This window comes from Streptomyces ossamyceticus, assembly GCF_001418475.1.
Lineage (GTDB): Bacteria > Actinomycetota > Actinomycetes > Streptomycetales > Streptomycetaceae > Streptomyces > Streptomyces ossamyceticus.
On record NZ_LIQX01000746.1, the window covers coordinates 1 to 11,039 of the forward strand.

An 11,039-nucleotide genomic window follows, 5' to 3' on the forward strand; every position below is an offset into this window, starting at 1 on the left:
GCGGCGGCCGCCCGGCTGGCCGTCGCGGGCCACCGGGTGGTGGTGTACGAGCGCACGACGGCCTACGGCGGTGCGGTGGGCCGGTACGAGCGCGACGGCTTCGCGTTCGACACGGGCCCGGCGCTGCTGCCCCTGCCCGCCGTCTACCGCGACCTGTTCCTGAAGACCGGCAAGGAGCCGCTGGAGAAGTGCGTCGACCTGGTCCAGGTGGACCCGGCCGCACGGCACGTCTTCGCCGACGGCACGAACCTGCTGCTGCCGAACGCCTCACGCGCGGGCGTGGTCGCCGCCCTGAACACGGCGCTCGGCTCGGGGGCGGGCGACCGCTGGGGCGACTTCCTGGTCCGGGCCCGCGAGGCCTGGGACCGCACCCGGCGGCCCCTCCTGGAGGAGCCGCTGTGGCCCGACTGGCAGGTCCTCGCCGAGCGCGAGCCCTATCCGGCGGTGCCCCACAAGCGGCTGCTGCGCACCCGCCGCGCCGGCACGCTCGCCGAGGTCGGCGCCCTGGAGCTGCGCGACCCCCGGCTGACGGCCCTGCTGGAGAGCCACGCCCTCGCGTACGGGCTGGACCCGCGCACCACCCCGGCGAGCGCGGCGGTCCTGCCCTACATGGAGCACGCCTTCGGCGTCTGGTACGTCCGGGGCGGCCTCCGGGAGCTGGCGCGGGCCGTGTACGAGCGGTGCCTGGCCCGGAAGGTCGAGTTCGTCTTCGGCGCCGAGATCACCGGGATCGTGGAGAAGGACGGCCGGGCGGCCGGGGTCGAGACCGCGGACGGGACGGTGGCCGAGGCGGACTTCGTGGTCGCCGGGGTCGCGCCCGAGGTCCTGGACGGGGCGGTGCGGCAGTCCGTCGTCCGGAGTGCCGGCGAGGTGCAGGCCCAGCGGGTGCGGACGAGTCGGCTGACCGTGCTGCTCGCGCTGCGCGGTGGCCGACCGGGGGGCACGGCGCACCGCACGGTGGTGCACGCGGAGGACCGCGGCGGCGAGTTGGAGCTGCTGTTCGGCGCTTCGTCGGGGATGGTCGCCCACCCCACGGTGACGGTGGTGCGCCCGGACGATCCGGCGTGGGTGCCGGACGCCGGGCACGAGGCGATCACGCTCAGCTCGGTGGTGCCTGCCCAACCCGACCGGGGATGGTCGGAGGCGGAGGTCTTCGAGCGGCATGCCCAGGCGGTGATCACCGCCGCGGAGCGGGCCGTGCCCGGCCTGCGCGACCGGCTCCTCTGGCACGAGGTGCAGACCCCCGCGGACATCGAGCGGACGACGGGTGCGACAGGCGGCGCGATCCCGGCCCCGGCGCTGGCGGCGGGCGACGGCCGCCTCCTGCAACCGTCCAACACCACGGCACTACCGGGCCTGTTCACGGTCGGCGGCTGGTCACACCCCGGCGGCGGCCTCCCGCACGCCGGCATGTCGGGCTCCCTGGTGGCGGGCCTGATCGTGGAGGGACCGAGCTTCCGCGGCTCCCAGTGAGAACCGACCGTCGGGAACGGCCGATGAACGCCGGTAGGACACAGCCGAGAACCGACCGTCAGAAACGGTACTGCTGGTCGTCGTACCCGTTGCCGTTCCCCTGGTACGGGTACGACTCGTCCGTCGGGAGATCCGACCCGAACGGGTCGTCGGTGTTGCGCTGTTGCGGGACCCAGACACCACCCGGCGGGGTCTCGCCGCCGTACCCGCCGTTGCCGTACTGGTCCTGCCCGTAGCCCTGCTGCCCGTGCCCCTGCTGACCGTAGGACGGGTCGTAGGAGCCGGTGGCGTCGTAGGTCTGGGTGCCGATGTACGGGTCGGAGTAGGCGGCGTACTGCTGCTCGGACTGGTCGTAGCCGTAGCCCTGCTGGTCGTAGCCGTAGTAGGCGAAGGCCTCGTCCTGGGCCTGGTCGGCGTTGGCGTAGGACTGGCCCGGTGCCGCCGCGTACGCGTTGTCCTCGCGGTAGACGCCGTAGGTGCTGGTGTCGTCGGGCATGGGCTCCGGCGAGTACACGGTGGCCGCCCCGGAGGGGGTGGACTTCGGGCGTACGAAGACGTCGTCGTCCCGGTCCAGCGGGTCGTCGTCCTGCTGGTACGTTCCGGCAGTCGAGGGCTGCAGGTCGGAGACCTCCAGGGCGGGGTCCTGACGCTCCGGTTCGCCGCCCCGGCGGCGCTTCTTGCCGGTCTTGCCGGGCTTGGCCGCGGGGGCCTCCGCATCCTCACCGGCGCGCGGGCGGACGGCCCAACCCGCCTCGAAGCCACGGCGGAACGACAGGGTCACATACGTCTGGCCGACCGCGAAGGCGATCGCGCCGAGGCCGATCACGATCACATTGGGCATCAGGACGCCGAGGACGACACAGAGGAACCCGGCGAAGGCGAGCAGCCTCCACCGCAACCGCGCCTTGTACTGCAGCAACACCTCACCCAGCAGCCACAACGCGACGACGCCGAACGCGATGTAGAGGACCGTCCAGCCCATGTACGCCCCTCTCCCTGTGGCCGCTACGCAGTGTGTCGTACGCGAGTGCGACCGGTCTAGGCCCTCGGTGGGTGGTGCAGGCCCAGGTTCTCGTAGATTTCCAGAGTCGCGGTGGAGTTGTTCAGGGTGATGAAGTGAAGTCCGGGGACTCCCTCGTCCAGCAGCCTCGCGCAGAACTCCGTGGCGAACTCGATGCCAATGGAGCGTACAGCGGCCGGATCGTCTTTGGCTGTGACGATCCGCTCTTTCAGGGCGTCCGGGATGGCCGCGTTGCTGAGTTGGGGCAGCCTTTCCAACATCTTCACGCTGGTGACGGGCATGACCTCCGGGATGACCGGAGTCTCGCAGCCGGCCTTCTCCACGGCGTCCCTCAGACGCAGGTACGAGTCCGGGTGGAAGAACATCTGGGTGATCGCGTAGTCGGCGCCGGCCCGGCACTTGTCCACGAAGTGGGCCACATCGGCGTCCCAGCCGGCGGACCGGGGGTGCATCTCCGGGAAGGCCGCGACGCCCACGCAGAAGTCACCCGACTCCTTGATGAGGTGGACGAGTTCGGCGGCGTACGTCAGGCCCTGCGGGTGCGGCACCCAGTCGGCCATGGGGTCGCCGGGCGGGTCGCCGCGGACCGCGAGCATATTGCGGATACCGGCGTCCGCGTACTGGCCGATGATGTTGCGCAGTTCGGCGATGGAGTGGTTGACGGCGGTCAGATGGGCGACCGGGGTGAGCGTGGTGTCGGCGGCGATCTGCTCGGTCGCCCGGACGGTGCCGGCGCGTGTGGAACCGCCCGCTCCGTAGGTCACGGAGACGAAGCTGGGGGCCACCGCCTCGACCCTGCGGAGGGCGTTCCACAGGTTCCGCTCGCCCTTCTCGGTCTTGGGGGCCCAGAACTCGAACGAGTACGTGGTCCTGCCCGTGGCGAGCATGTCCCGCACGGTCCGTGCGCGATCAGTCCTGGTGGAGGCGGTTCCTAGGGCCATAACCGCAGGTTAGTCAGGTCGGGCCCGTCCCCCAACCAGAGCACCCCCTTTTGTCCGCTTTATCGGGCCGGGTGTCCACGCCTTGGGACACACAGGGCGGCGTGCGGTGTCACCGGGCACGCAGGCGCTCGGCGAACGCCGCCGCCGCGGCCGCGGGGTCGTCGGCCTCGGTGATCGCGCGGACGACGACGACCCGTCGGGCGCCCGCGGCGACGACCTCGTCGAGGTTGCCGAGGTCGATGCCGCCGATCGCGAACCAGGGCCGGTCGGTGCCGAGGGCGGCCGTGTACCGCACGAGGTCGAGGCCGGGCGCGTGCCGGCCGGGCTTGGTGGGGGTGGGCCAGCAGGGGCCCGTGCAGAAGTAGTCCACGCCCTCCTGGGCGGCGGCCGCCGCGGCCTCCTCCTCGGAGTGTGTGGAGCGGCCGACGAGGACGTCGTCGCCGAGGATCGCGCGGGCGGCGGGCACCGGGAGGTCGCCCTGGCCGAGGTGCAGGACGTCGGCGCCGCCGCCCGGGTGGGCGGACCGCGAGGCGTGCGCCACGTCGGCCCGGTCGTTCACGGCGAGCAGCTTGCCGTGCAGGCGGCACTTCTCGGCGAACAGCTCCAGGAGCTCCAGCTCCCGTGCCGCCTCCATGCCCTTGTCGCGCAGCTGGACGATGTCCACGCCGGCGCCGAGGACCGCGTCCAGGAACTCCGGGAGGTCGCCCTGGCGCTCGCGGGCGTCCATGCAGAGGTAGAGACGGGCGCCGGCGAGCCGGGCAGCGGCGTCGGTCATTGGATGAGTCCCCCGTGGGCGGTGCCATGTCGGTGCGGCGTACGGCAGCCGGGGGCCCAGGCGGCCCCGCGGCTGCCGTACGCCGCACGGTGCTGTTCAGGTGGTGCGGTGGTACGGATCCTGCCGGTGGTGCGGCTTCTCAGCCTCCGGTGATCACACGGCGAGCGCCTGCGCGCGGCGCTTCACCTCCGTGCCGCGATTCTCGCTGAGGGCCTGGGCCGGCGTGCCGGGCAGGCTGGGGTCGGGAGTGAAGAGCCACTCCAGCATCTCTTCGTCGGTGAAGCCGTCGTCCTTGAGCAGCGTCAGGGTGCCGACCAGGCCCTTGACGACCCGGTCTCCGTCGATGAAGGCGGCGGGGACGTGCAGCGCGCGGTTCTCACCACGGCGTACGGCGATGAGCTGGCCCTCCTTGACCAGCTGCCGCACACGGGTCACCTCGACGCCGAGCATCTCGGCGATGTCGGGGAGGGTCAGCCACGCGGGGACGAGAGCATCGATCTTTGCGTCAATCTCGGTCACGTCACCAAGACTGCCATCTGGGACTGACAGTGGGTAGCCGAGCGGGGCCCTCCGGGGGGTGGCCCCCGCCACGGAGATCCATCGGAGGGGGCCGCCTAGGCCGTCGCCGCCTTCAGGGGCCTCGACGGGTCCGCGAGCAGGGCGGGGTTCATCGGGGTGCCCGACTCGATGAGGCGGCGGCCCTGGGCCAGGTCTCTCGGCCGGCCCACGGCGAGCAGGGCGACCAGGCGGTCCTCGCGCAGCCAGCACACCGTCCAGGCGGCGCCCGCGGGGTCCCCGCGCCGGACCATGGTGTCGGCGGCGGGGTGGTGCCCCGCGTACTGGACGAACCGGCCGAACTGCTCCGACCAGAAGTACGGGACGGGGTCGTAGGGCTCGGGCGTCTCGCCGAGGATGTTCGCGGCCACCGTGCGGGGGCCCTGGAGTGCGTTGTCCCAGTGGTGGACCAGGAGGCGCTCGCCGTAGCGGCCCGAGGGGAAGGAGGCGCAGTCGCCGACCGCGTAGACGTCCGGCGCGGAGGTGCGCAGGTGGTCGTCGGCGATCACCTCCCCGCGCGGGCCCAGTTCGATGCCGGAGTCCCTCAGCCAGGCCGTCGCGGGGCGTGCCCCGATGCCGACGACCACGGCACCGGCGGAGATCCGGGAGCCGTCGTCCAGGACGACCGTGCCCGGCTCTACGCGCTCCACGCGCGCGTGGGTCCGCAGCGTGGTGCCGCTGTCGGCGTACCAGGCGGTCATCGGCGCGGCCACCTCGGCGGGCAGCGCCCCGGCCAGCGGCCGGTCGGCGGCCTCCACGACGGTGACCGCGCAGCCCGCCTCCCGCGCGGCGGTGGCGAACTCGGCGCCGATCCAGCCGGCGCCCACGACGACGATGTCGTGCTGCTCGGCCAGGACGGGGCGCAGCCGCTCGGCGTCGTCCAGGGTGCGCAGCAGGTGCACGCCGGGCATGCCCTCCACGCCGGGCAGCCGGATCGGTTCGGCGCCGGTGGCGAGGACCAGGAGGTCGTACGGGACGGGTCCGGCGGCGGTGTCCAGTGCGTGCTCGCCGGGGCGGACGCCCAGGACCTCGCGGCCCAGTCGGAGTTCGATGCCGAGCGCCTCGAAGTCGACGTCGAACGCGGAGTCCTCGGCCTTGCCGAGCAGGACGGCCTTGGACAAAGGCGGCCGGTCGTAGGGCTGGTGGGGCTCGGCGCCGATCAGGGTCACCTCGCCGGGGAAGCCCTGTTCGCGCAGGGCGACCGCGGTCTGCACCCCGGCCATGCCCGCGCCCACGACGACGACCCGGCGCGCCGTCGTCCCTCCCGCTGCCCGTGTCTGCTCGTTCATCTGATCACCATAGACAACTGACGATCCGTCAGTCAGCGGTCGTGTGCCGTGACCTGCTCCACAGCGCCGTCCACCGTCCCGATCTGCTCCACCGTGCTCGTTCCGCTGCCCGGCCTCGACTCCCACTCCCAGGTCTCCTCCAGCCGCACTCGCCCGTCGGGCAGCTCGACCACCAGGGACACGCAGTGCCCCGACGCGGTCGTCCCGTCGGTCCGCAGCTGGACGTAACGGAAGTCCAGCCGGTCACCCTCACGGGTACCCAGGAGGTGGCCGCGTACGACCTCGCCGCCCGCGTAGTCGGCCCAGATCTCGCCGTCCTTCTCGTGGTACGCGAACCGGGTGCGGGTGCCGACCTGACCTGGGGCCTGGTCGGCAACGGGGGCGAGGACCAGTCCGTCGAGCGAGCGGGCCATGGCGGGAGGCTCCCTTACTGAGCGATACGGCACGGGCTAGGGTGGGCCACCGTAGAGCACTCGCGGGAGCCCGGACGCACCGGGCTGAGAGGGAGGCTGGCGGCCTCCGACCGTACGAACCTGATCCGGGTCATGCCGGCGAAGGGAGGGGCTGGACGCCCATGTCGCGTACGCACACCTCAGACGTCCTCGTCGTGGGGGGCGGGATCATCGGGCTGGTCACGGCCTGGCGGGCCGCCCAGCGCGGGTTCACCACCACCGTCGTGGATCCCGGGCCCGGCGGCGGGGCGGCCCAGGTCGCGGCCGGGATGCTCGCCGCGGTCACGGAACTGCACTACGGCGAGCAGACGCTGCTGGGGCTCAACCTGGAGTCCGCGCGCCGCTACCCCGACTTCGCCGCCGAGCTGACCGAGGCGACCGGCCTCGACCTCGGCTACCGCCGCTCCGGGACCCTCGCCGTCGCCCTCGACGCCGACGACCGGGCCCATCTGCGCGAACTGCACGCCCTGCAACGCCGTTCGGGCCTGGAGTCGGAGTGGCTGAACGGGCGCGAGTGCCGCCGTCTGGAGCCGATGCTGGCGCCGGGCGTGCGCGGCGGGCTGCGGGTCGACGGGGACCACCAGATCGACCCGAGGCGGCTCTCCAGGGCCCTCGTCACGGCCTGCGAGCGCGCCGGGGTCGTGTTCCACCGGGCCCGCGCCGAGGAGCTCTCCGTGGTGCGGGGACGGGCCGCCGGGGTCAGGGCCGACGACGGCACCGGGCTGAGCGCGGGGCGTGTCGTCCTGGCCGGGGGCAGCCACAGCGGGCGGCTCGCCGGCGTCCCCGACGACGTGCTGCCGCCGGTGCGGCCCGTGAAGGGGCAGGTGCTGCGGCTGACCGTGCCGAAGCGGTACGCGCCCTTCCTGACCCGGACCGTGCGCGCCGTGGTCCGCGGCAGCCACGTCTACCTGGTGCCGCGCGAGAACGGCGAACTCGTCGTCGGCGCGACCAGCGAGGAACTCGGCTGGGACACCACGGTCACCGCGGGCGGGGTGTACGAACTGCTGCGGGACGCCCATGAACTCGTCCCCGGCATCACCGAGCTCCCCCTCACCGAGACCCGCGCGGGACTGCGCCCCGGCTCCCCCGACAACGCCCCGCTCCTCGGCCCCACCGAACTCGACGGCCTGCTCCTCGCGACGGGCCACTACCGCAACGGGGTCCTCCTCACCCCGATCACCGGCGACGTCCTGGCCCATGTCCTGATCAGCGGCGAACTGCCCGAGGTCGCGCGGGACTTCACACCGCTGCGCTTCCGGGCCGGCGCGCCCAGGGAACTCTCGGAGCAGCCCGTATGAGCGCCGTGGACCGCGCCGACGCCCTGACCGTCCTCGTCAACGGGGAGCGTCGGCGTGTCGCCCCCGGCACCGCCCTCGACACGCTCGTAGGGACACTCGCCGCGTCGCCGTCCGGAGTCGCCGCCGCGCTCAACGAAACCGTCGTCCCGCGCGCGCAATGGCCGTCGACGCTCCTCTCCGAGGGCGACCGCGTCGAGGTCCTGACCGCCGTCCAAGGAGGCTGACCCATGGCAGACGACCCCTTCGTCCTCGGCGGTACGACCTACTCGTCCCGCCTGATCATGGGCACCGGCGGCGCCCCCAGCCTGGACGTGCTGGAGCGGGCGCTGGTGGCCTCCGGCACGGAGCTGACGACGGTCGCGATGCGCCGGGTGAACGCCGCCGTGCACGGCTCGGTGCTCTCGGTGCTCGACCGGCTGGGCATCCGGGTGCTGCCCAACACGGCCGGCTGTTTCACGGCCGGCGAGGCCGTGCTCACCGCGCGCCTCGCGCGGGAGGCCCTCGGCACGGATCTGGTGAAGCTGGAGGTCATCGCCGACGAGCGGACCCTGCTGCCGGACCCGATCGAGCTGCTGGACGCGGCGGAGACGCTGGTCGACGACGGTTTCACCGTGCTGCCGTACACCAACGACGACCCGGTGCTGGCCCGGAAGCTGGAGGACGTCGGCTGCGCCGCGATCATGCCACTCGGGTCGCCGATCGGGTCCGGGCTCGGCATCCGCAACCCGCACAACTTCCAGCTGATCGTGGAGCACGCGCGCGTACCGGTGATCCTGGACGCGGGGGCCGGTACGGCGTCGGACGCGGCGCTCGCGATGGAGCTGGGGTGCGCGGGTGTCATGCTCGCCTCCGCGGTGACCCGGGCGCAGGAGCCGGTGCTGATGGCGGCCGCCATGCGCAACGCGGTGGAGGCGGGCCGCCTCGCGCGCCGGGCGGGCCGCATCCCCCGGCGCCACTTCGCGCAGGCGTCGTCCCCCGGCGAGGGGCTGGCCCACCTGGACCCGGAGCGGCCGGCGTTCTGAGCGGCGGTTCCCCCGTCCGGGAGGGTCGGTCCCGCCTCCGCGAGCGCCGGTCCCCCGTCCGGGCGCGGGACGGTCACAGGTCTGCTGCAGTCCGTCCCCGTCGCCCCGGAACGTGTGGGGGTGTCCGTGGCGGCTCGTAGACTCACCTGCGTGGACACGACCCTTCAGGACCCGCTTGTCGGCCAGGTGCTCGACGGCCGGTATCGAGTCGAGGCGCGGATCGCGGTCGGCGGGATGGCCACGGTCTACCGGGCCGTGGACACCCGCCTGGACCGGGTGCTCGCGCTCAAGGTGATGCATCCGACCCTGGCCGCGGACGGTTCGTTCGTGGAGCGGTTCATCCGCGAGGCCAAGTCGGTGGCACGGCTCTCCCACCCGAATGTGGTGGGGGTCTACGACCAGGGCACCGACGGGTCGTACGTCTATCTGGCCATGGAGTACGTCGCCGGGTGCACCCTGCGTGACGTGCTGCGTGAGCGCGGCGCCCTGCAGCCGCGGGCCGCGCTGGACATCCTGGAGCCGATCCTCGCCGCCCTGGGCGCGGCCCACCGCGCCGGTTTCGTGCACCGCGACATGAAGCCGGAGAACGTGCTGATCGGGGACGACGGCCGGGTCAAGGTCGCCGACTTCGGACTGGTCCGCTCCGTGGACACCGTCACCAGCACCACGGGCACCGTGCTCGGCACCGTGGCCTATCTGGCTCCGGAGCAGCTGGAGCACGGCACGACCGACACCCGTGTCGACGTGTACGCGTGCGGGGTGATGCTCTACGAGATGCTCACCGGCGGCAAACCCCATGGCGGGGACACCCCCGCGCAGGTGCTCTACCACGCGCTGAACGACGACGTGCCGCCGCCGTCGGCCGCCGTGCCCGGTATGCCGTACGAGCTGGACGAGTTGGTCGCCTCGGCGACCGCCCGCCATCCGGAGCTGCGGCCGTACGACGCGGTCGCTCTCCTCGCGCAGACTCTGGAGGCGCGGTCCGCGCTGAGCGTCGAGCAGCTGGACGCGGTGCCGCCGCAGGCGAGAACGGCGGGGCACGACAACGCGGAGGACCGCACGAGCGTCATCCCGCGGTCGCTGACCGTGTCCCGTTCGGCGGGGCTCGACGGGATGAACCGCACGAGCCGGTTCGAGGCGTCCACGCCGCCGCCCCGGCGCACCGGTGGCGGCACCCCGCCCCGGCGGGGCCTGCTCGCGATCGTCGCCGCCGTGCTGCTCGTCCTCGGTGTGGGCGGGGGCATCTGGTACATCAACTCGGGCCAGTTCACCAAGGTCCCGGCGGTGCTGGCCCAGTCGGAGGCCGTCGCGACGAAGCGGATCCAGGGTGCCGGGCTCGACGTCAAGGTCGAGCGCGCGTTCAGCGACACCGTCAAGCGGGGCGAGGTGATCCGCACCGACCCGGAGCCGGGCGACCGCATCCGGGACAACGAGACGGTCACGCTGACGATCTCCAAGGGTCCGGAGACCGTGGCGCTGCCCGACCTGAAGGGCTACCGGCTGGACAAGGCGAAGGCCCGCCTCAAGAGCGACGGGCTGGAACCGGGCCTGGTGACGCGGGAGTTCAGCGACGAGGTCGTCAGGGGTCAGGTGATCCGCACCGAGCCGGGCGCCGGGACCAAGGCGTCCTCGGGTTCGGCGGTCGCGCTCGTGGTCAGCCGGGGTGCCCCGGTGGAGATCCCCGACGTGGCCGGCTCCTCGGTCGAGGACGCCACCGCCACGCTGGAGGACGAGGGCCTGAAGGTGGAGATCGCCTCGGAGCGGGTCAACTCCGAGTTCGACAAGGGCATGGTCGCCGAGATGTCCCCCGGCGCGGGCAAGCAGGCCGGGACGGGCGACACGGTCACGCTGACGCTGTCCAAGGGCCCCGAGATGATCGAGGTCCCGGACGTCGTGGGCGACAGCGTCGACGACGCCAGGCGGAAGCTGGAGGACGCGGGCTTCGAGGTCGACGAGGACCGGGGTCTGCTCGGCCTCTTCGGCGACGAGGTCAAGGGACAGTCGGTGGACGGCGGCGAGACGGCCCCCAAGGGCTCGACGATCACCATCGAGATCGGCTGACCCGGACCACCACGGCCGGGGCCCCACCATCGGGGCCCCCACGGCCTGGGCTCCCCACGACCTGTGCACCATGCTCGGGTCGGGGCCGCACGGTCTGCGCCCCCACGTTCGGGCCCCACCATCGGGGCCCCCACGTTCGGGCCCCACCATCG

At 73.0% G+C, this 11,039-nt stretch carries 11 protein-coding genes and 1 riboswitch; of the genes, 5 read left to right on the forward strand and 6 right to left on the reverse strand.

The window, feature by feature from the left end:
* Window positions 1-1,473, forward strand: a 1,473-nt coding sequence (locus AOK15_RS37935) for a phytoene desaturase family protein (protein WP_055523344.1), incomplete at its 5' end; no start/stop codon positions are given.
* A gap of 58 nt (window positions 1,474-1,531) precedes the next feature.
* Here AOK15_RS37935 and AOK15_RS37940 read toward each other — a convergent pair.
* The 6 genes from AOK15_RS37940 to AOK15_RS37965 all read right to left on the reverse strand — a co-directional run bounded on the left by AOK15_RS37940 (window position 1,532) and on the right by AOK15_RS37965 (window position 6,467).
* On the reverse strand, window positions 1,532-2,455 hold the full coding sequence (locus tag AOK15_RS37940; RefSeq protein ID WP_055523346.1) for an SCO2102 family sporulation regulator: 924 nt from the start codon (window positions 2,453-2,455) through the stop codon (window positions 1,532-1,534).
* A gap of 56 nt (window positions 2,456-2,511) precedes the next feature.
* Window positions 2,512-3,435: a methylenetetrahydrofolate reductase [NAD(P)H] gene (gene metF, locus AOK15_RS37945; protein ID WP_055523348.1), complete on the reverse strand. Its 924-nt coding sequence runs from the start codon at window positions 3,433-3,435 to the stop codon at window positions 2,512-2,514.
* A gap of 109 nt (window positions 3,436-3,544) precedes the next feature.
* Window positions 3,545-4,210 carry a thiamine phosphate synthase gene (gene thiE, locus AOK15_RS37950; protein ID WP_055523351.1) on the reverse strand — a complete coding sequence of 222 codons (666 nt, stop codon included), beginning with the start codon at window positions 4,208-4,210 and terminating at the stop codon, window positions 3,545-3,547.
* Between the two features lie 153 nt (window positions 4,211-4,363).
* A complete protein-coding gene (locus AOK15_RS37955) occupies window positions 4,364-4,729 on the reverse strand; it encodes an Rv2175c family DNA-binding protein (protein WP_055523353.1) in 366 nt (121 codons plus the stop codon).
* A gap of 95 nt (window positions 4,730-4,824) precedes the next feature.
* On the reverse strand, window positions 4,825-6,054 hold the full coding sequence (locus AOK15_RS37960; RefSeq protein ID WP_055523355.1) for an NAD(P)/FAD-dependent oxidoreductase: 1,230 nt from the start codon (window positions 6,052-6,054) through the stop codon (window positions 4,825-4,827).
* A gap of 32 nt (window positions 6,055-6,086) precedes the next feature.
* Window positions 6,087-6,467 carry an avidin-fold protein gene (locus tag AOK15_RS37965; RefSeq protein WP_055523357.1) on the reverse strand — a complete coding sequence of 127 codons (381 nt, stop codon included), beginning with the start codon at window positions 6,465-6,467 and terminating at the stop codon, window positions 6,087-6,089.
* Between the two features lie 52 nt (window positions 6,468-6,519).
* A riboswitch (TPP riboswitch) is annotated at window positions 6,520-6,631 on the forward strand.
* Between AOK15_RS37965 and thiO the strand changes: the two genes are divergently transcribed.
* The 4 genes from thiO to pknB all read left to right on the forward strand — a co-directional run bounded on the left by thiO (window position 6,629) and on the right by pknB (window position 10,887).
* Window positions 6,629-7,804, forward strand: coding sequence for a glycine oxidase ThiO (thiO, locus tag AOK15_RS37970; protein WP_055523359.1), 1,176 nt, complete (start codon window positions 6,629-6,631; stop codon window positions 7,802-7,804). It overlaps the preceding riboswitch by 3 nt.
* A gap of 23 nt (window positions 7,805-7,827) precedes the next feature.
* Entirely contained in the window at window positions 7,828-8,028 is a 201-nt protein-coding gene (gene thiS / locus AOK15_RS37975) for a sulfur carrier protein ThiS (RefSeq protein ID WP_055523365.1), read from the forward strand.
* A 3-nt stretch (window positions 8,029-8,031) separates the two neighbouring features.
* A complete protein-coding gene (locus AOK15_RS37980; RefSeq protein WP_055523361.1) occupies window positions 8,032-8,826 on the forward strand; it encodes a thiazole synthase in 795 nt (264 codons plus the stop codon).
* 150 nt (window positions 8,827-8,976) lie between these two features.
* The gene (gene pknB / locus AOK15_RS37985) at window positions 8,977-10,887 is read left to right on the forward strand and encodes a Stk1 family PASTA domain-containing Ser/Thr kinase (RefSeq protein ID WP_055523363.1); all 1,911 of its coding nucleotides are present in this window, start codon (window positions 8,977-8,979) and stop codon (window positions 10,885-10,887) included.
* Window positions 10,888-11,039 lie beyond the last annotated feature (152 nt).